Source organism: Streptosporangium sp. NPDC000396 (assembly GCF_042898655.1).
In the GTDB taxonomy this organism is placed as follows: Bacteria; Actinomycetota; Actinomycetes; order Streptosporangiales; family Streptosporangiaceae; genus Streptosporangium.
This window is the reverse complement of sequence record NZ_JBIAZA010000008.1, coordinates 250,651-269,728: the sequence shown is the minus strand read 5'-3', so window position 1 is coordinate 269,728 and position 19,078 is coordinate 250,651. Positions and strand designations below refer to the sequence as shown.

The window sequence follows — 19,078 nt, the reverse complement described above, 5'->3', positions numbered from 1 at the left end:
GCCGCGGTGTTCCGGTCCCCCGCCGATCCGGGTCAGAGATCGATGTCCTTGCCGATGTACAGCTCGGCGAAGGCGGCCGCGGCGGCCCGCGAGCCGAGGATCCGCCGCAGCCTGGCAGCCCCGGAACCCGCGCGGAAGAGGTCGCCCGACGAGGCCCCGTGCAACACCTCCGAAAGCCAATGCGAGAACTCCTGGCATTGCCACACCCGCGGTAGGCAGGCCGCCGAGTAGCCGCTCAGGCCGCTGCCGTCGCCCTTGCCGCAGTACGCGACGAGGGCCTCGCCGAGCAGCAGCGCGTCGTGCAGCGCGAGGTTCATGCCCTTGGCGGCGATGGGTGCCGCGAGATGGGCCGCGTCACCCGCCAGATACAGCCGTCCGTACGCCATCGGCTCCACGACATAACTGTGCATGTCCAGCACGCGTTTCTCGATCAGCCGTCCCTCGGCGAGCGGCCGGGCCCCGTCCGCCGACAGCCGGGCGCGGAGCTCGGACCATACCCGCTCGTGCGGCCAGTTCTCCGGGTCGTCATCGGGCGGGCACTCGAGATAGTAGCGGGTGACCTGGGGGCTTCGAGCCATATGGGCGGCGAAACCGCGCGGATGGATGCCGAAGACGACGCAGTCGGAGGACGGCGGCGCCTCGGCGAGGAGGGCCAGCCAGCCGACGCCGTAGTCATACCGGGCGACGGTGGCGTGTTCCGGCGGCAGGCAGGCGCGCGTCACGCCGCGTGCGCCGTCGCAGCCCGCGATGACATCGCAGTCGACGCGCCGGCGTTCGCCCGTCTCGGGGTCCGTATACGACACCGAGGGCCGATCCGTGTCGATGGCGTGCAGTTCCACATCGCGTACGCCGAAGCAGACATCGCCGCCCGCGTCATCCGCGTACGCCCGCACCAGATCCGTCACCAGCAGCTGCTGCGGGTAGACGAAGTGATGCTGCCCCGACAGCTCGCCGTACCGGAACCTGTGGCGCTCACCTGCGAACCGGAACTCGCATTCGCCGTGCGCCTGCGCGTATTGCAGCAACCGGTCAGCCAGTCCGCGCCGTTCAAGGGCGCGCACCGCCCACTCCTCGATGAAGCCCGCGCGGGGCCGCTGCTCGATGAATTCCCTGCTCTCGGTCTCCAGCAGCACGCAGTCGACGGAGGCGGCACGCAGGATGTTGGCGACCGTGAGACCCGCGGGTCCGGCGCCCACAATGACGACACGGGTGCGCTGTATCGGTGTAGAGGGGGAGGAGGCGACAGTCATCCGAACTCCATCTCGACGGCCTTCCACGGGGGCGGTGTCACCGGGTGCGAAGTGGCTGTGAGCGATCGGCTCCCATCATCTGTCAGGAGCCGGAGCTTGAGAAACTTCGACATTCAGAGCCTGCTCGATGAGCGTGCCAAGGCGGTCTCGCCGGCCCCTGGCCGGATGCGAGAAGAGTCATTCCGTCGGGACGGGAACGCGTCTTCGGGGCCTTCTTGCTGAGCGAAGGAACGTATCCAGCCGTGGGCAGGTGTGATGATTGGGGGCAGCGTGCGGCTAACGGCCCGGCCGCTGTAGCCGCTGGATCTGGAGGCGCAGCTCTCGTTCACGATTCTCACGCTGCTGCTCGCGACGGAGTTCCCGCTCTTCGGCGTCCTTCTCGTCCCAGCGGGCCCTGGTCTCCTTGATCTGGTGCAGGGTGATGTTGGACACGCAGATGATGACGACCGCGATGGCCAGGGGCGTGCTCGCATGGCCGGTGAAAAACAACACGAAAATGGCGATGAAACACACCCATGACGCGGTCTTGGCGGCGATTTCTATCGCGTCGATGTGCTCTTCGAACAGTGACATCCGTTACTCCGATGCTATTGGGGAGTAGTCCGTTCGGCATGAGGGGAAATGACTGAAATGTCACACCAATCCGCTCTCATGGCTATGGCTCCAACGACAGAAGCACGATGGCGGCGGCGTCCGGGCCTTGTCGGCATAGACGATCTATACCTAGTGTGGTATTAAATTTTCCCTTCCATAGCGGGGTCCTGGAGAAGACGGGGGCGGCGTGGCCGAGCGGATGGTGCCCAACCCCCGGCACGAGCGGTTGAGGCAATTGCTCGTGGAGGCCGAGGGCAGGGCACAGGAGGTACGGCAGGCCTACCAGCGCGCGTCCGGAGCGATGCGGTCGGGAAAGGTCTGGACGGGACCGACCGCCGCCAGGTGGACCACCGAGCTGGAAGACCGGCACCACCGGCTGGGGCGGCTCGCGCAGCGGGTGGTGGACGCGATCGAGGAGGAACTGCGCCGGCATCCTCCGCTGGTGACCGAGGCCGAGGCGAACGCCATGCGCCGGGAGATGGCCAGACGCGTGTGACCACCGTGACCGCCCTGATCACGAAGGGGGACGACGCCCCATGGCACCCACCGGCGAGTTCTGCGGGATCGACCCCGGCGAGATGGGGCAGCTCGCCACCTCCCTGAGCGGCGGGGCCGATCGGCTGACCGCGTTCAGCAAGGAGTTCGAGGCAAAGCTCCGCCAGCACGGGATCAGCACCCCCGCGCTGCGGGAGATCGCCGACATCGCCGACTGGGGCAGGACCCAGGTCTCCATGCTTCACGGCCGGATCGACCTGATCAAAACATTGGGCAACGGCGCCCCGGAACTGGGCGGTGGAGGCGGCCGGTCGCCGCTCGTCCGCCTGCCCGACGAGCTGGAGGGGTTCGAGACCGCCCAGGGACTGGCCAGGATGTACGGCGACGACATCCTCGTGAACCACAGCGGCGAACTCCAGGCCGCGCTCATTCACGACCACTCCGACGAGGTCGCCCAGTTGGCGAAGAACCCCCAGGCAGCCGCCGCCTTCTTCGCCCTGTTGCCTGCGAAGGTCCGCGACAGCCTGCCCAGCCTCATCGCGGGCACGGGCAGCAAGACCGCCAAGAAAGACCTGGCCGCCTTCAGCGAGGCCCTCGGCGCTGCGCTGCGCGCCCCCACCCTGGTCCCGGCGTTCGCCAAGGTCAAAAGCGACCTGGTGAAACCGGCCGGAAGCAAGACCGCCGCGTGGAACCGCCTCGCGCTGCTCAAGGGAGCGAACGCCCCTTCCGGCGTCCGCAGCGCGGCGGCCCGCACCCTGGCCCTGGACGAGTTCGCGAAGAAGCCCCGGCAAGACTGGCGCGCCGCCGGACCCACCGAGACGAAGGCGTACGGCCTGCCCTCCGACCTGGTCGCCATGGGATTGGAGGTGCTCGCCGGAGACGGTGCGGCCGCGCGAGACGCGTTCGCGAAGATGGGCGGAGCCGACGTCAAGCTGAGCCAGGCCGAGAAAATGAAACGGTTCCTCGACTACGCCAAGAGCACAGGCAACGGGGACGAGGTGGCCGATGCCTTCGGCCGGGCGCTGGAGGCCGGGACCGGGTCCACGACCGAGAAGCCGGGACGGCACAGCCCGGAGGCCGCCGCCTTCACCCTGGATGCGATGAAGGTCGCAGGCTCTTTCGGTGACGACCTGCCGAGGATCGCCAAGGACTCCATGGTCACCATCGCAAAGTCCTACATCCACGAACTGGCCTCGGGCGCCCGCTTCGACAAAGCCGTGGACCGGGCATCCGGGATGGGGGTCCCGGAGAACTGGATCGCCCTTCCCGGGGTGACCCCGACGTTCTACCTCAGCCCGGGGGATACTCATCGTTTCCTGAAGACCTTTGTTGGAGACAAGCGGCTTACCAATGACTTCGACGCGACCGCAGCCCAATTCCGCCACGACACGCTGAAGGCGGCGGCCCGCCTGGACGCACAGGGCGGGAGCAGGTACTTCGAGGACACGGCGAGGGTGTTCGGCGACCTCGCCAGCGTGGAGTTCAAGGCGACGCTAGATGTGCGCGGCGAGCGGGACGCCACCGACGACTTGATCCGCGACATCACCAAGAACACCTTTGCCCTCGGGATCGACCGGATTCCCCTCATGGGTCCCCTCGCGGATGAGGGCGTGAAAGCGGGATGGGAACTGGCCAAGGCATATGGAATCAGCACCGCCCTCGACGGCTGGGCCGACAGCTTCGAGACACGGGTCGAGGAGGTCACCGGCGCTCGGTCGGACTTCGTCCTGCGCCAGAAGTACGACGTGGCTCACATCCTTCATGAGGCCGGATACCCAGCGAGCGAGCCGCCTGCCGAGCTCATCAGCAAGAGCACTGGCAATCTCAAGACCTATGACGAGCTCTTGGCAGAGGCGAAGCGGGAAGCCAGTGATGACAAGAAATGGGAGCATGTGCTGCGGGAGAAAATGACACCCTACGAACGCTGGATGGACAGTAACGAAAGGCTAGATAAAAAGATCGAGTACTCCTCGCAGTTCCTGACCAGCGAACAAGCCAAAGAGCAGCTAAGAGTCTGGAACTAACTCGACTTCTTTACTGCGGCAAGCAGGGAGTCATCGCGTCCAGTCGCCATGTGGGAGCCTCAGGGGCTACATATACGGTAACCGTGATACCTAGGTCTTTCTTGGTGCCATGGATGAACCGTCCCTCATTGGTATTCATCTGACTGTAGTCATACTCCAACTTGTATCCGAAATTCTGGACAAGAACGTTCTCCATCAGCGCTTGGGCTCGTCCCAGGTGAGAGTCCAATGGTTCGTTGACGCGCTCATCATCTGCCGTAGCCCGCAGTACCCGCCTGAATTTGTCTTTGTCGCAGCGGATATCCTGGTCTGGGCGCTGTAGGATGCGCAGTTTCATCAGTGGGTTCTTGAAGAGATCATTTGTCTCTAGTCGTTGCGCGTCCTTCTGCAGCTCCGCTGCCGCATCCTTCAGCGAAGGCCCGGAAGTGCATCCCGATGACACCATCACCAGTGCCAAACCGGCGACCATTAACCGGGCGAAACGCATTCAGTACCTCCAGGGGGCGGCTGGCGCTGGGACGTACCCAATCCTTACCCACTTAGCCTGCCTTCGCCACACCCTTCCCATGCCCATCCGTCAGCGATGGTTGCCTTCAAGTCGATCGATAGGCCCTGCCTGCCGTCGGCCTCCGTAAGGACATCTCCTCGCGGACCAGAGCCGAGACCCGCCCGGCCCGCGACTTACCTGCTGTCATGGTTTCGCCTTTCGGGTGCTTCCCGATGTCCGCGTCCGGATGCGAAAGGGTGCTTTCTCATTCATGTGTGGCCTGATCCGTCTCCGGTTGAACAGGTGATGAACTGCTTTCTTTATCGCGCTGTCGCGAAGGGAATTTCTGTGCCTAGAATGCCTTGCCGATAGCGGATCGACTACCGGATCGGCAGTCCAAGTTAGAACAGGCGATGACAGTCGTTGGTCTACCAAGGGCTGGACCCGGTATTGCTGATCGGATAATAGGTCCGTTTTTTCTAATTCGAGAGGAAATGCGATGGAAGTGGTGCCGTCTCTCGACCCCGGATCCCCGCGCGTGCGGTTCGGCACCGAGTTGCGCCGCCTTCGGGAGGCCGCACAACTCTCGCAGGCCGCCGTGGCCGGGCGCCTCGGCTGCACCCAGACCCAGGTGAGCCGCCTGGAGAAAGCCACCCGCACCCCGTCGAAGTCCGACGCCGAGAGGCTGGACCAGCTTTTCGGGGCGACCGGCGGCGTCTCCTTCACTCGGCTCTACCAGCGCATCATCGCCCAACCCGGTGGCCCGATCTGGTTCCGAAGCTGGGTCGAGGAGATCGAACCCACCGCCCGTGTCTTGCGCTCCTGGGACCCCCTTCTTGTCCCAGGCCTCCTCCAGACGGAGTCCTACGCTCGCCACGTGCTCGGTCAGGAACCCCGGATCACCTCTGAGGATGTAGAGAAACGTATCCAGGCTCGCGTACAACGTCGGAGAATCCTCGACCGGGACGATCCTCCGCTGCTCCTGGCTCTCATCGACGCCAGCGTGCTGCGGCGTCCGGTGGGGGACTCCGTGGTGATGCGCGAACAGTTCGACTATCTACTGGAGATCGCGCAGCGTCCCAACGTTTCCATCCAGCTCATTGACCAGCGGTGCCTGTCGGGACTGCTGGGAGCGTTCATGATTGCCGAGCTTCCAAATGGACAGCCAGACGTTATCCACTCGGACTCTCCAGCCGAGGGGCAGATTTCGGCTGATTCTGGACTTGTGGCCTCGATATGGAATCGATATGAGGCGATACGACGGTGGGCTTATCCTGATCACATGTCCCTCAAAATGATCGAGGAAGTGAAGCGGGAATGGACCTGAGCGCCGCCGTGTGGCGGAAGTCATCGCGTTCTGGATCGAATGGCGGCCAGTGTGTTGAGGTGGCAGCCAACCTGCCCGGAGTGATCGCCGTTCGTGACAGCAAGAACCCCGACGGCCCCAAGTTGCTCTTCACTCCCACCGAGTGGAAAGCGTTCGTCGGCGGCCTCAAGACCGGCGAGTTCGACTCTCTGTCCTGACCTTTTCCGCTCCTCGGGTCGGCTACAACACCTCCGAGCTCTGAAGTAACGGCCGCGACGCCTGGGCGGACAACGGCAGTCCCGTCCCCGTCCAAGGCGTCGCAGAGCCGGGCTTCGTCAGAAGAGGGCGGGCAGCCGGGGCCAGGCGGCCCTCCGCCGATAGCCCCGGGCGTCACCGTGCCTGCTCCACGCCTCCTCCAATGCCGCGACGGATGTCTCACCGCAGTCGGTCCGGGTCAGGACAATGCACCGCATGAAAGGCCTGGAGTTTCGCTGCGTCGCCGTCGTGGGCGTGGGCGTGGGCGACGGTGTGATCCCCGCCCCGTTCGCGGTCACGCCGAAGGACGAGGACGTAGTGGCTCATCGTGGCTCTTCGAAGTTAAGCGGGGTTGAGGCATCCGCGGTTCTTGCGAGTGGTGGCGCAGCGGGTACGTAACCGCTGGTTCTCGGGGTTGCGGAAGCCGTACGCGTCCCGCCCGACCGCCTTGGTCACCCGGTTGGTGTCCTCGGAACCCGCGTTGGTGATCCCGGTCCGTAGGACAGGCCCCTGACCAGGTTGTTGTTCTCGGTATCGACCTTGGTGACCGCCACGCCTTCCAGGCCCAGCAGCCGAGTCGTATCGTTGACCACGTTCGCGGCTCTTCTGTTGTGAGATCTTGCTTCGACAACAGGAATGATCAGCGAGAGTCGCGAGCTCTCTCAAGACACCGGCCTCACCCCATCGGCAGCACGCTCCGGCGCTCAACCCCGATCAAGTTCGAAGAGCCTGGAATCCCCAGTGTCCATCCCTCCTGGGATCACTCCTTTTTCGACTACGTAGCCTGCAACATCCTGGCCATCCAGCGCCTCACCATCATCGAAGCCGCATCGCGTCGAAGATCATGGAGTCTGATCGGCGGGGCGGGACCGCTCGTTCCGCTGCGTCCGCCTGTATGGCGGTGCCGCGCTAAGATCGCGTCCCGTGCTTTCGGATAGTTCCTGGCGAATTATCAGGATTGGACTAGTAGGTCTGGTCCTTGCGGCGGCGGTCGCGGGCCTGGTGCTCGGCGACGCCTGGCTCTGGGTGGCCGTCGAATGGTCGCCGCCGGCCTATGCGGATGCGGAGTTCTACGCGCGCGGCGGGTTTGACACCCCGACGGCTGTGGCGCTGCTCGTGGCCGCCCTGGTGAAGGCCGCGCTCCTGTGGCTGATCCTGCGTGCCCCCGCGCCGGGACCGCTGGACCGCCGGGCGAAGGCGCTGCGCCGACTGCTGTATCTGGCGGTGGCGTACACCCTCGTGCTGTGGTACCCGATCGCGCTGCTCCCCGACGCGGTCGACGCGGCATTCCAGCTCGCGCTGTGGATCGCGATCGACGTCCTCTACCTGCTCGTTATCCGCTGGCGGTCCCGCATGCTGCGCGCGGTGGCCGGAGCGATGTTCGCGGTCGAGCTGGCCGGGATGGCCAACGAACTGCTCGACGAACTCGACCTCCCAGAGCTTGGATCGGGCGGCATCGTCGAACTGGGCTTGATGCTGGGTGGAGTGGCGGCGACCATCATCACGGTCGTCGGGCAGCGGCGCGACGGCCGGTGGAGCCGCGGCACGCAGGTCGCCGGGTGGTTGTCGGTGGGCGTCTACGCGCTGGTGATCCCGCTCAACATGCTCTTCGGAAGGATCTTCAGCGGCAATCTGGCGATGCTGGTCATGATGGACGCGGTGGGGCTCGTCAGCACCGTGTGGATCGCGGCGACCGCCCGTGAACTGCCCGCCGAGGGCCGCCCGGCGGACCTTCCGCCCGCGCGGCGGCGCGTGATCCGCGTCGCGGTGGCGGCCGTGGCCGTACTGCCGATCATCGCACTGATCCACCCGGAGCAGACTCCGCACCTCACCTACACCGGCTGGTCGATGGGCTGCTATGACCGGCCCAGCTTCGGCGACCTGAAACCTGCGGAACGCGACGCCGCGTTCCTGTGCCGGGCGCGGAGCACAGAGGGCGGGGTCCCGCCCATGTTCCCGGACAACCTGTCGGACCAGGGGATCCTCGCGTACGGGCGGGCGCTGTGCCGTACAAAGGACCGCGACGAGCAGGAGGCGATTCTGACGCGGGCCGGTTCCGCGCGGCCCGCCTGGGGCGTGGACCCGTGGGACCTCGTCTACGTCTGCCCGGAGATCGTCGGCGCAACCCATCCCGAGCTGCTGCGGTCGACCACGGAGATGGAGGCGGCGAACGCCGCGTACATCGCCGAGGAGGACGCGAAGTGCCGCGCCCCGTGGCCCCGGACGAAGGGGGTCGTCCAGGCCACGGCCAAATACTTCCTGTTCGTCGACGGCGATCCCGGTTATCTGGTCCACGACCCCGAAGACGAAGCGGCCGACGAGGCGGCGGAGCAGGCGATGGACAAGGTCTACGACGACAGCACCCTCGTCGGGGTGGCCAGCAGCGCGGTGCTCATCGGGCACGTCGAAGACGTCGTTGATCTGTGCCTTACAGTGAAGGCCTTCCGTACCGCGCCGCCACAGCGGACGGCCGGGTGGGATCAGGTCAACGAGGTGCCGATCGTCAGCCGCAGCGGCCGGCTCACCGTGCCGGAGATGGGCAAGGGCGGAGAGGTGGGCGCGGGTGCCCCGATGCCGAACTTGGCGATCGCGGGGAAGGGCCGCTACCGGCTCCGTGTCTACGTGCGGGTCGGCGACGCAGGGGAGGAGCACCTGGTCGTCGTGTTCCCAGGTGCGTCGAGGAAGAGGCTTAAGCTGAAGCCGTGAGCGGTGGCGGGGCGCACACTCTCCTCCGTCGCCCTTCTACGGGCGGCCGGAGATAGCCACCAGGTCTACGGGCGGCCGGAGACAGCCACCAGGACAGGGCCTGCTCGGTCAGGTCGAGGGCCGCACCGCCCGGACGGTGGTCGACTGGCTGGACGCGCGCGGTGCGGTTTCTGCGACCGGTGCGCCGCCTCGCGCCTGCCCGGACTGGAGCGGCCGGCCACGACGGTGCAGACCTGGTGGCCGGAGATCTGCGCGTTCATCCGCACCAGGATCACCAGCGCGGGTTCCGAGGGCGCCAACCGGGTGATCAAGACGGTCGGGCGGGACGCGTACGGCTTCCGCAACCCCGAGAAACAGGGGTTACGTACCCGCTGCGACACCACTCGGAAGAGCCGCGGATGCCTCAACCCCGCTGCGTGCGGTGCCGGGTCAGCCGCACCCTTCGGTGATGCCCTTGGGGGCGGCCGGGTCGGCCGCCGTGGCGGTGGGCGTGGGGACCGGCCTGGTGGTCGCCGTGGCGCTGGGCTTGGCGGTCGGTGTGGTGGCGGGCGTGGCGGTGGCGGCCAGGTGCTGACGGGGCTGGGCCGAGGAACGGATGGCCTTGGCCGTGATGGCGCGGATCTTGTTCCAGTCGGGGTATCCGGTGCTGATCAGCGGCGGGACGAACTGGACGCTGGTCACCTTGGCGTTCTTCACCTTCAGCGCCAGCGGGACCAGGTGCTCCAGCATCGGACGCGGGATGTCGGTCCGCAGAAGCTCCTTGGTGGCCAGCGCGATCCGGTTGAACCGGGAGAGCACGGTCGCCGGATCGGCCTGATCGAGCAGGGCGCCGAGCACGCAACGCTGGCGGCGCATCCGGCTGAAGTCGTCGCTGTTGGTCCGCGAGCGGGCGAACCACATCGCGTCGGCCCCGCTGAGCCGGCGGGTGCCGGCCTTGACCAGGCCCTCGTTGTATTTGCCGAACACCACGTCCTGCGGGACGGTCAGCTTCAGGCCGCCGATCGCGTCGATCAGCCGGGCGAAGCCCCACATGTTCACCAGGGCATACCAGTCGATCTTCAGTCCGAGCGTGTATCCGACCGTTTCCACGAGCGTCCGGGTGCCCTGGCCCTTGCGGCCGCCGAAGATCTCAGGATGGGCGTCGGCGTATTCCCAGACCGCGAAGAGCAGGTCCTCTCGCGAGCCGTCGGGGTTGGCCGGAAGCCGGAAACCGTCGGGGAACCGCTTGGCCATCGGCGACCCCGGGACGAAGCGGACGTTCTCAAGGTTGCGCGGCAAGCTCAGCAGCACGGTGTTGCCGGTGGCGATGTCGATGCTGGCCACGTTGATGCTGTCGGTCCGCACGCCCACCCGGTGGGTGTCCGCGTCGCCGCCGAGCAGGAGGATGTTCACCCGGCTGCGGCCCGCCCACGGGTCTTCCCTGCCGGCCTCGGGCATCGGCGTGGCCGGAGCGGTGAAGACGTTGTCCAGCGTCGAGTCCGAGACGGAGGCGTACCGGCCGACCAGGCCGAACGGCAGCAGCACGGCCACCGCGAGCATCCCGGCCACGCTTCCGGTGATCGCCTGGCGGCCTCTCGGCAGCCTGCTGGGCCTCAGCACCACGAACGAGTGCACGACCAGCGCGAACCAGGCGACGCCGAAGGCCAGGGAGACCACGATGAGACCGCTCAGCCAGGACGAGGTGACCAGCCGCCCGGCCAGGCCGCCGAGGTCGGTGGTGAGCGCGATCCACAACAGGCCCAGCAGGAGCGCGGCGTAGACGGACAGGAGGGTCAGTCCGGTCTTGCGCCAGCCGGCGCGCAGGTGCGCGGCTCCGGGCGCGACAACGGACAGGGCCGTCCATCCGATGATCGCACCGGCCCCGGGAGGCCTTGGTTTGTCGCGCAACTGCTCCCCGATTCCCTCTCGCTTGGGCGCCGCAGGGAGATGGTAGGGCGACGGTCAGGACCTGCGGGCGACGAGTGAGTGAACAGCGTGAAAAGCAATCCGGCCTTATCATCATAATTCCGCCGGAATAAGATTCCGGTCATGTCTTTCATCGAGATCGAGCAGGACATTGCCGACGGATGGTCGCCATCACGCCGAACCGGCCCCACCGCCTCAACGCCTTCACCCACGTCATGCGCGGTGAGCTGATCGAGGCCCTCGGCCGGTCGGACGCCGCCGAGGGCGGCACGGCCTTCCTGGAGAAGCACCCGGAGAAGTTCCCGATGAGGGTCAGTGAGGATCTTCCAGACGTGATCCCCTCATGGCTCGCCGACCCATACGAACTACCCTGACCCAATGCCTGACGTTCTCGGTCCCGATTACGAGCTCACCGTCCTGCCCATGGCCGACGACTACGAGGGGCCGGTGGTCGCCTCACTGGTACGGCGGCGCGCCGCCGAGCCCACCGGCAGAGCCGTGCTCTACCTCCACGGCTTCACCGACTACTTCTTCCAGACACACCTGGCCGATCATTTCGTCGCCCAGGGCATCGACTTCTACGGTCTCGACCTGCGCAAGTACGGCCGCTCGCTGCTGCCGCACCAGACCCGGGGGCTCGTGCACAGCGTCACCGAGTACTTTCCCGAGATCGACGAGGCAATCCGGATCATCCGCGAAGAGGACGGGCACGACGAGGTGATCCTCAACGGTCACTCCACCGGCGGCCTGGTCGCCGCCCTGTGGGCGGACCGGGGCCGGGGCCGGGGGCTGATCCAGGCCCTGGCGCTCAACAGCCCCTTCCTCGACCTCAACGTCCCGGCTCCCCTGCGGGCGGCCGCCGACCTGCTGAAGGGGCCGTTGTCCCGGATGTCCGCGCGCGTCGTCCTGCCTCTCGGGCTGGCCACCGCCTACGGCGTGAGCCTGCACCGCGACCATCACGGCGAATGGGACTTCGACCTGGAGTGGAAGCCGATCGGGGGGTTCCCGGTGCACGCGGTCTGGCTGTCCGCGATCCGCCGCGCCCAGCGGCGGCTCCACGGCGGCCTGCGGGTGGACGTCCCGACCCTGGTGCTCTGCGCGGGGAAGGGGCTGCGGCTGCGCGACTTCGCGCCGGAGGCCCAGGAAGCCGACATCGTGCTCGACCCGGAGCAGATCGCCCGCTGGGCGACCAGGATCGGCCCGCACGTGACATGCGTCCGGGTACCGGGCGGCATGCACGACCTGGTGCTGTCGCCCGAGCCCGCGCGCAAGCAGATGCTCGCCGAGATGGACCGCTGGCTCAACGGCTATTTCTGACCGGCGGCTCCCGCCCGTCGCCGCGGTCCCCACGCCCGCCTCCGGGATCTACCAGGGGAAGGCGAACAGGCTGTAGTAGGCCGCGGCGACCAGGAGCAGAGCGGTGCCGCCGAGCACCCCGGCGATCGCGACGTGTTGCGCGCGGCTGGGCTGCCAGCCCTCCCGCAGCCCCGAGACGACGGCCCCCACCGCCGTGACCTCCTGCAGCAGCATGAGCAGGGCGAGGATCCGGATGATCAGCCACCCGGCGAGCACCGCCGGCCAGGCTCCGGCCTGGTTGACCGAGAACAGCACCAGCAGGGTGATGAACGCCACCACCGAGGCGAGCAGCCCGGCCCCGGTCCACGCCATCCGGCGGAACCGGCGCCGGATCGGCGGCCAGATCCGGGCGTTGGCCTCGGCGGCCAGCTGCCGGCCGCGCAGCCGCAGCACCATTTCCGCGACCGGGCCGACCACGTATCCGACGGCCGCCAGGCAGAGCGTGAGGCCGAGGACCGTGCCTCCGGCGTACCACGGAGCGGTGGGGACCTCGCTGGCCTCGTAACGCTGGACAGGGGTGGCGCCCGCGATGCGCGTCAGCGGCCTGGCCGTACCCGGCAGGCCCTTGACCCAGTTGGCCAGCGTCTCCAGATAGCCGGGTGCGAACGGCCCGCCGTGGATGCGCATGCCGTGGTCGGCCCGGTCGAGGTAGCGGATCGTGTAGTCGGAGTTGCGGCCCTCGGCGAGCGCGCGGGTGAGTGCCTGGCTGCTCTCCACGAACGGGATCGACGGGTCGCGCGTGCCGTACAGGGCCAAGACCGGCTGGTGGACCTTGCGCAGGGCGGGCAGGCCGTCGTAGCGCAGGAAGTTCATGTGAACCGCGCTCATCGCCCGGGTGATCAGCTCGCGCACCCCGCCGGGCGCGTGCAGCCGGTCGAGCTGCTCGCCCATCGCCCAGGTGACCTGCCGCATGGGCGACACGTTGGGCGACGACACCAGCACGGCGAACCCGACGTCCCGGCTTTTGGCGGCCGCGATCGGAACCACCCAGCTGCCCTCGCTCACCCCCCAGAGCCCGGTCCGGGCCGGATCGACGTCGGCGCGCATGCGCAGCCGCGCCAGGATGTGCAGCGCGTCGTCGGCGAGCAGGGTGAAGTCGCGGTTGCGGAAGTCGTAGCGCACGGTGCGCTTGTCGTAGACGAGCGTGACGATTCCCGCTCTGGCCAGCCACTCGGCCTGCGTGGTGAACTCGCCCTGCACGCCGGGCCCGGCCCCCTGCACGAAGATCAGGGCAGGATGCCTTCCGGGCGTGAGCGGCGCGCGGATCGTGGCCTCAAGAGTCGTGTCACCGACGTCGACGGTGATGTCCTGCGTGGTGATCTGCCCGGTCGCGGCGACGGGTCTGACCTCGGCCGGAGGCTGGACGGGCAGGGTCTGGAAGACCGGGTCCGCGGTCAGCGGCGGTGGGTCGAACGGCGGTGGCAGGGTGTAGCCCAGTGTCGCGAGGCCCACCAGGATCAAACCCGCGGTCACGCTCAACACGCCCCGGCCAACCTGCATGCAGACCCGCTCCCGATCGTCGCCCGCCTTTGTGAAGACCGTGTGACCGGTATCGTTCCCTCTGATCTTCAAGCGTACCCACGATCGGAATCCCGCGACAGAGGCGCGAGGCCGCTGCGGCGAGAGTGGCCGCATTTACCTCTGAGTCCTGTTAGCTTCAAGCGACATGCGGGTGTTGCACACATCGGACTGGCATCTGGGCCGTTCGTTCCACCGAGAGAGCCTCCTGGCCGCCCAGGGGGCCTTCGTCGACCACCTGATCGAGACGATCAGGACGGAGCGGGTCGACGTGGTCGTCGTCTCCGGAGACGTCTACGACCGGGCGCTGCCCTCGGTCGACGCGGTGGACCTGTGCAACCAGGCCCTGCGACGGCTCGTCGCCGAACGCGTGCGGACGGTCCTCATCAGCGGCAACCACGACTCGGCGCGCCGTCTCGGCTTCGGCGCCGACCTGATCGACGCCGCCGGTGTCCACCTGCGCACCGACGCGGGACGGGTCGGCGAGCCCGTCATGATCGACGAGGTGGCGTTCTACGGCATCCCCTACCTGGAGCCCGAGCTGGTGCGCGGCCCCTGGGAGCTGCCCGAGCGCACCCACACCGCCGCGATCGAGCACGCCATGTCGCTGATCCGCGCGGACCTCGCGCACCGGGGCCCCCGGTCGGTGGTCCTCGCCCACGCGTTCGTGACCGGAGGCCGGGCCAGCGACAGCGAGCGCGACATCAGCGTCGGCGGTGTCGCCCACGTCCCGCTGTCGGCTTTCGACGGTGTCGACTACGTGGCGCTGGGACACCTGCACGGCCGGCAGCAGATGAGCGAGACCGTGCGCTACTCCGGATCCCCGATCGCCTACTCCTTCTCGGAGGCCGGTCAGGTGAAGGGCTCGTGGCTGGTCGACCTCGGTCGTGACGGTCGCGTGAGCGCGGAGTTCGTCGAGGCGCCGGTGCCCAGACCCGTCAACCGGCTCCGCGGCCAGCTCGACGACCTGCTGACCTCGGCCGAATACACCCCCTACGAAGACCACTGGCTCCAGGTGACGCTCACCGACCCGATCCGGCCCAAGGGCGCCATGGAACGGCTCAGATCCCGCTTCGAGCACACCCTCACGCTGTCCTTCGAACCCGAGGGAGGCGTCCGGGAGACCGCGGCTCGGCCGAGGCTGGCCGGTCGTCCCGAGATCGAGGTGGCCCTCGACTTCATCCGCGAGGTGCGTGGCGAGGCCGCCGACGGCGACGAGACCCGGCTGATCCAGGAGGCCGTCGAGGCCTGCCGTACCAAGGAGGCGATGGCGTAGATGCGTCCGCACCGTCTGTGGATCACCGCGTTCGGTTCCTTCCCGGGGGAGGAGGAGATCGACTTCGACGCCCTCTCCGAGGCCGGGCTCTTCCTGATCCACGGTCCCACCGGCGCGGGCAAGACCACCGTGCTGGACGCGCTCTGCTACGCCCTCTACGGCAGGGTGCCGGGCAAGCGCGACAGCGCCAAGAGCCTGCGTTGCGACCACGCGCCTCCGGGCCGGGGACCCAGCGTGACCCTGGAGGTCACGGTGCGGGGCCGGCGGCTGAAGATCACCCGATCGCCCGCCTGGCAGCGTCCCAAGCTCAGGGGGACCGGCACCACCAAGGAGAACGAGAAGGCCCTTCTCCAGGAACTTTCCCCCTCGGGGGAGTGGACCGGGCTGACCACACGGGTCGATGAGGCCGGAGAGCTGATCGGCACCCTCCTGGGCATGAACGCCGAACAGTTCTTCCAGGTCGCGATGCTGCCGCAGGGGGATTTCGCGAAGTTCCTCCGGGCCGACGGCGAGGACCGCCGTAAGGTCCTGGAACGTCTTTTCTCCGTCAGGATCTACGCCGCGGCCGAGTCCTGGCTCGCGGACAGGAGGACCGAGGCCTACCGCGAGCAGCAGGCCCTCCGCAAGGAGGTGGATTTCGTCGTCAAGCGCCTGGAGGAGGCCGCGGGCCCCGGCCTTCTCGCGGACCTGACCCGGGACGCCTGTCCGGACGACCCGGCCCCCCGGGACGCCTGTCAGGACGACCTGGCCCCCCGGGAGATCACCGGCTCTGCGGTCTCCGCCCTGGTCTCCGCGGAAGACGACCCGCTGGGATGGGCCGGAGCGCTGGAAGGCCTCGCCGCGGAGGCGGCCGTCCGGACCGGCCGCGGCTGCGCTGAGGGAGAGGCGGCGGTGCTGGAGGCGCGCGAACGGCTGGAGAACGGCGCCGCGCTGGCCGACCGGCGGCGGCGTCACGCCGAGGCGCTGACCCGGAGCCGGGCGTTGGAGGAGACCGCCGAGGAGCGGGCGGACCTGGAGATCATCCTGGCGGAGGCGGCCCGTGCCGACCGTGTGCTGCCCCTGATCCAGGGTGCCGAGCAGCGGGCGGAAGCCGCGGCCAAGGCCCACCGGCTGGCCGCCGACGCCGCCGCCCGCGCGCTTCCCCTCCTCCAGGACGCCCAGGACATCACCCCGGATCACCTGGCCGCGCTGGAGCGTGACCGCCAGGACGAGATCAGCCGGCTGAGGGAGCTGCATGCCGAGGAGTCACACCTGGCGAAGATCCTCAAGGATCGCGAGCATGCCGCCCGTGAGATCGCCGAGCTGAGCGCCGCGCAGGAAGACGCCGACACCCGCCTGGCGGTCCTTCCCGGTCGCCGGCACGATGTGGACACCCGGCTCACGACCGCCCGCCTGAACGCGGCCCGGATCCCGGCCGCCGAATCCGCCAGGGACAGCGCGGCCACCCGCCTCCAGGCGGCCGAGCACCGTGACCGCCTCGCAGCCGAGCTGGAGGCCGCCCGCCACGACCTGGCGGCCCGCCTTTCCACCCTGCCCGTCACGCCTGAGGAGACCGCGGCGCCCGTCGTGCCTGAGGAGACCGCGGCGCCCGTCATGCCTGAGGAGACCGCGGCCCGCGAACTGCTGAGCTCCTGGGAGCGCGAGCGCCGCGAGGACCTCGCCGTGCTGGAGGGGCTGCGCGCCGACGAGACGCGGCTCGCCGAGCTGGCCGGGCTGCTCGCCGCGCTCGACATCGAGCTCCAGGAAGCGGCAGGGCGGCAGGCCTCGCTCCGCGAGATCCAGCGGGAACTGCCCGCCGCGCTGGCGGACGCGTCGGCGCGGCTGGCGGCGACCAGGGCCCAGGCGGCCAGGGTCCCCGCCGCGCAGGCAGGCGTGGACACCGCCACCGCCAAGCTCGACGCCGCCCGGCGGCGCGACGCCCTCCGCGTCGAGCTGGAGGCCGCGCGCACGGTCCGGACGGAGGCCACCGACCACGCCCAGCTGCTCCGCGACCGTCATCAGGACCTCCGCCAGGCCAGGATCGAGGGCATGGCCGCCGAGCTCGCGGCCAAACTCGTCCCCGGCGAACCGTGCGCGGTCTGCGGCTCACCCGACCACCCCGCCCCGGCCGCCCCGGCCGACGAGGCCCCCACCGCCGAGGACGAACGCGCCGCCCAAAGCGCCTACGACGCGGCCATGGAGCGGCGGCAGGCCGCCGAGAACACCGTCACGGCGCTGGCCTCCCGCCTCGACGAGGCCATCGCCGTCGCCGGCGATCTGACCGTCCACCAGGCACGGGAGAGTCTTGAGGAGGCCAGGCGGGAGCTGGCCGCCCTGACCGTCGCCGCGGAGGCGGAGGCGGCGCTCGCCGCGGAGGCGGACCGCGTCGCGGCCGAGCTGGACGACGCGAAGACCCGGACCGAGGAGACCGCCAGACTGCTGGCCGAGGGCCACGCCCGCCTGGCCGGGTGGCAGGCCGAGCGTGACCGGCTGACCGCCCGCCTGGACGGAGCCCGCGGCGCCGATCCCACCGTTCAGGCCCGTCGCGACCGCCTCACCGAGGAGGCCGCCCGCTTCGCCGCGGCCCTCGCCGCGGCCAACCGCACCGCCGACGCCGCGGCCGCCCACCGTGAGGCGTGCGGCAAGACGGATTTCACCGTGGAGCGCGCGGCGTGGGAGCTCTCGGAGGCCGAGCGGGCGCTGGCCCAGCTGCGAGACTCGGCCGGGACCGAGCCGGGGCTGGTGGCGGAGGCGAGCCGGATCGTGGCCGAGATCGGGGCGCTGGAAGAACGTTCACGCGGGATCGCGGTCACGCTGGCCGCCCGCCGTACGAGCGTGGAGAGGCTCACCGCCGACGCCGAGCGGCTGAGCGCACGCATCGACGGGGCCCGAGGCGAGGATCCGACCCTGGCCGCCAGGCTGGACCGGCTGGCCGACGAGGCCGAGCTGCTCAGAGAGGCGGTCGAGGCCACCCGGGAGGAGCGGGCCACCGCGGCCGAGCTCGCGACGGCCCAGGAACAGGCTCTGGCCGCCGTCGTCGAGGCGGGATTCCTCGGGCTCGACGACGCCCGCGCGGCGGTCCGCCCCGCCGCCGAGCAGGAGGAGAAGGCCGAACGGCTCCGCGAGCTCGACAGGGAGCGAGCCGCCGTCACCGCCGTGCTGGAAGATCCGGAGCTGATCGCCGCGGCGGCGGAGCCCGAACCCGACCTCGGCGAGTTGCAGAACGCGCGAGACGAGGCGGAGGCGGCTCACGCCGGCCGGCTCTCCGCCATGCACCAGGCCGAGGCCCGCCAGGCACGGCTGGCCGCGCTCCGCGCCGAGCTGGCCGCGTGCCTGGAGCGCTGGCGGCCCGCGGCGGAACGGCACCGTCTCGCCGACCGGCTCGCGGCCCTGACCGGCGGCAACTCCACCGACAACCAGTGGAACATGCGACTGTCGTCCTATGTGCTCGGCGAGCGCCTGCGCCAGGTGGTCGAGTCGGCCAACGAGCGGCTCGACCACATGTCGGGTGGGCGCTACCTCCTGGAACACAACCTGAACCGCTCGGCGGGAGATCGGAGCAAGTCGGGCGGCGGGCTCGGCCTGCGCGTCCTGGACGGCTGGACCGGGGTGGACCGCGATCCGGCGACCCTGTCCGGAGGGGAGAGCTTCATCACCTCGCTGGCGCTCGCCCTCGGCCTGGCCGACGTGGTCACGGCCGAGGCTGGGGGAGTGGAGCTCGGAACGCTCTTCGTCGACGAGGGTTTCGGCACCCTGGACGAGGACACCCTCGACGGTGTGCTCGACATTCTCGACGGCCTGCGCGACGGCGGCCGGGCCGTGGGCATCGTCAGTCACGTCGCCGAGCTGCGCACCCGCATTCCCGCGCAGTTGCGGGTCCGGAAGAACCGCCACGGCTCCACCCTGTCGGTGGCCGTCTCCTGACCG

Annotated in this window: 14 protein-coding genes and 2 pseudogenes; 10 read left to right on the top strand and 6 right to left on the bottom strand. The window is 69.0% G+C overall.

The genetic code is table 11. The annotated features are described in order from the left end of the window. Window positions 1-32 precede the first annotated feature (32 nt). Together ACFY2X_RS15680 and ACFY2X_RS15675 are read right to left on the bottom strand one after the other, a co-directional pair. Window positions 33-1,250 carry a 4-hydroxybenzoate 3-monooxygenase gene (locus ACFY2X_RS15680; protein ID WP_389938371.1) on the bottom strand — a complete coding sequence of 406 codons (1,218 nt, stop codon included), beginning with the start codon at window positions 1,248-1,250 and terminating at the stop codon, window positions 33-35. A gap of 276 nt (window positions 1,251-1,526) precedes the next feature. Continuing rightward, window positions 1,527-1,823 carry a hypothetical protein gene (locus tag ACFY2X_RS15675; protein ID WP_389938368.1) on the bottom strand — a complete coding sequence of 99 codons (297 nt, stop codon included), beginning with the start codon at window positions 1,821-1,823 and terminating at the stop codon, window positions 1,527-1,529. Window positions 1,824-2,031: 208 nt separating this feature from the next. Between ACFY2X_RS15675 and ACFY2X_RS15670 the strand changes: the two genes are divergently transcribed. Continuing rightward, window positions 2,032-2,340 carry a hypothetical protein gene (locus ACFY2X_RS15670; RefSeq protein WP_389938365.1) on the top strand — a complete coding sequence of 103 codons (309 nt, stop codon included), beginning with the start codon at window positions 2,032-2,034 and terminating at the stop codon, window positions 2,338-2,340. Window positions 2,341-2,380: 40 nt separating this feature from the next. Continuing rightward, complete coding sequence (locus ACFY2X_RS15665; RefSeq protein WP_389938362.1) at window positions 2,381-4,363, top strand: hypothetical protein; 1,983 nt, start codon at window positions 2,381-2,383, stop codon at window positions 4,361-4,363. A gap of 10 nt (window positions 4,364-4,373) precedes the next feature. Here ACFY2X_RS15665 and ACFY2X_RS15660 read toward each other — a convergent pair whose 3' ends face one another. Further along, the gene (locus ACFY2X_RS15660; protein ID WP_389938359.1) at window positions 4,374-4,850 is read right to left on the bottom strand and encodes a hypothetical protein; all 477 of its coding nucleotides are present in this window, start codon (window positions 4,848-4,850) and stop codon (window positions 4,374-4,376) included. 499 nt (window positions 4,851-5,349) lie between these two features. Between ACFY2X_RS15660 and ACFY2X_RS15655 the strand changes: the two genes are divergently transcribed. Together ACFY2X_RS15655 and ACFY2X_RS15650 are read left to right on the top strand one after the other, a co-directional pair. Beyond that, window positions 5,350-6,177: a helix-turn-helix domain-containing protein gene (locus tag ACFY2X_RS15655; RefSeq protein WP_389938356.1), complete on the top strand. Its 828-nt coding sequence runs from the start codon at window positions 5,350-5,352 to the stop codon at window positions 6,175-6,177. After that, window positions 6,168-6,374 carry a DUF397 domain-containing protein gene (locus tag ACFY2X_RS15650; RefSeq protein ID WP_389938353.1) on the top strand — a complete coding sequence of 69 codons (207 nt, stop codon included), beginning with the start codon at window positions 6,168-6,170 and terminating at the stop codon, window positions 6,372-6,374. The genes ACFY2X_RS15655 and ACFY2X_RS15650 overlap by 10 nt, the downstream gene beginning before the upstream one ends. Window positions 6,375-6,753: 379 nt before the next feature. Here the strand turns inward: ACFY2X_RS15650 and ACFY2X_RS15645 are convergent. Continuing rightward, a pseudogene (locus tag ACFY2X_RS15645) lies at window positions 6,754-6,912 on the bottom strand (transposase); the annotation flags it as partial. 423 nt (window positions 6,913-7,335) lie between these two features. Here ACFY2X_RS15645 and ACFY2X_RS15640 point away from each other — a divergent pair. Together ACFY2X_RS15640 and ACFY2X_RS15635 are read left to right on the top strand one after the other, a co-directional pair. Beyond that, the gene (locus ACFY2X_RS15640; RefSeq protein ID WP_389938350.1) at window positions 7,336-9,117 is read left to right on the top strand and encodes a hypothetical protein; all 1,782 of its coding nucleotides are present in this window, start codon (window positions 7,336-7,338) and stop codon (window positions 9,115-9,117) included. Between the two features lie 3 nt (window positions 9,118-9,120). Next, window positions 9,121-9,459, top strand: a pseudogene (locus tag ACFY2X_RS15635) (transposase); the annotation flags it as partial. 87 nt (window positions 9,460-9,546) lie between these two features. Here the strand turns inward: ACFY2X_RS15635 and ACFY2X_RS15630 are convergent. Continuing rightward, a complete protein-coding gene (locus tag ACFY2X_RS15630; RefSeq protein ID WP_389938347.1) occupies window positions 9,547-11,004 on the bottom strand; it encodes an LCP family protein in 1,458 nt (485 codons plus the stop codon). Between the two features lie 179 nt (window positions 11,005-11,183). Between ACFY2X_RS15630 and ACFY2X_RS15625 the strand changes: the two genes are divergently transcribed. Beyond that, on the top strand, window positions 11,184-11,396 hold the full coding sequence (locus ACFY2X_RS15625; RefSeq protein ID WP_389938345.1) for a hypothetical protein: 213 nt from the start codon (window positions 11,184-11,186) through the stop codon (window positions 11,394-11,396). 4 nt (window positions 11,397-11,400) lie between these two features. After that, window positions 11,401-12,339, top strand: a complete 939-nt coding sequence (locus ACFY2X_RS15620; RefSeq protein WP_389938342.1) for an alpha/beta hydrolase — start codon at window positions 11,401-11,403, stop codon at window positions 12,337-12,339. A 48-nt stretch (window positions 12,340-12,387) separates the two neighbouring features. Here the strand turns inward: ACFY2X_RS15620 and ACFY2X_RS15615 are convergent, their stop codons facing one another. Continuing rightward, a complete protein-coding gene (locus ACFY2X_RS15615; protein ID WP_389938339.1) occupies window positions 12,388-13,878 on the bottom strand; it encodes an alpha/beta hydrolase family protein in 1,491 nt (496 codons plus the stop codon). Between the two features lie 166 nt (window positions 13,879-14,044). Here ACFY2X_RS15615 and ACFY2X_RS15610 point away from each other — a divergent pair, with 166 nt between their 5' ends. Continuing rightward, window positions 14,045-15,172 carry an exonuclease SbcCD subunit D gene (locus ACFY2X_RS15610; RefSeq protein WP_389938336.1) on the top strand — a complete coding sequence of 376 codons (1,128 nt, stop codon included), beginning with the start codon at window positions 14,045-14,047 and terminating at the stop codon, window positions 15,170-15,172. Further along, complete coding sequence (locus ACFY2X_RS15605) at window positions 15,173-19,075, top strand: AAA family ATPase (RefSeq protein ID WP_389938333.1); 3,903 nt, start codon at window positions 15,173-15,175, stop codon at window positions 19,073-19,075. The last annotated feature ends 3 nt before the right edge of the window (window positions 19,076-19,078 follow it).

Coding starts and splice junctions, on each gene's coding strand:
- ACFY2X_RS15680 (WP_389938371.1), bottom strand. CDS start 1,250: ATGACTGTCGCCTCCTCCCCCTCTACACCGATACAGCGCACCCGTGTC.
- ACFY2X_RS15610 (WP_389938336.1), top strand. CDS start 14,045: ATGCGGGTGTTGCACACATCGGACTGGCATCTGGGCCGTTCGTTCCAC.
- ACFY2X_RS15650 (WP_389938353.1), top strand. CDS start 6,168: ATGGACCTGAGCGCCGCCGTGTGGCGGAAGTCATCGCGTTCTGGATCG.
- ACFY2X_RS15620 (WP_389938342.1), top strand. CDS start 11,401: ATGCCTGACGTTCTCGGTCCCGATTACGAGCTCACCGTCCTGCCCATG.
- ACFY2X_RS15625 (WP_389938345.1), top strand. CDS start 11,184: ATGGTCGCCATCACGCCGAACCGGCCCCACCGCCTCAACGCCTTCACC.
- ACFY2X_RS15660 (WP_389938359.1), bottom strand. CDS start 4,850: ATGCGTTTCGCCCGGTTAATGGTCGCCGGTTTGGCACTGGTGATGGTG.
- ACFY2X_RS15665 (WP_389938362.1), top strand. CDS start 2,381: ATGGCACCCACCGGCGAGTTCTGCGGGATCGACCCCGGCGAGATGGGG.
- ACFY2X_RS15605 (WP_389938333.1), top strand. CDS start 15,173: ATGCGTCCGCACCGTCTGTGGATCACCGCGTTCGGTTCCTTCCCGGGG.
- ACFY2X_RS15675 (WP_389938368.1), bottom strand. CDS start 1,823: ATGTCACTGTTCGAAGAGCACATCGACGCGATAGAAATCGCCGCCAAG.
- ACFY2X_RS15655 (WP_389938356.1), top strand. CDS start 5,350: ATGGAAGTGGTGCCGTCTCTCGACCCCGGATCCCCGCGCGTGCGGTTC.
- ACFY2X_RS15615 (WP_389938339.1), bottom strand. CDS start 13,878: ATGCAGGTTGGCCGGGGCGTGTTGAGCGTGACCGCGGGTTTGATCCTG.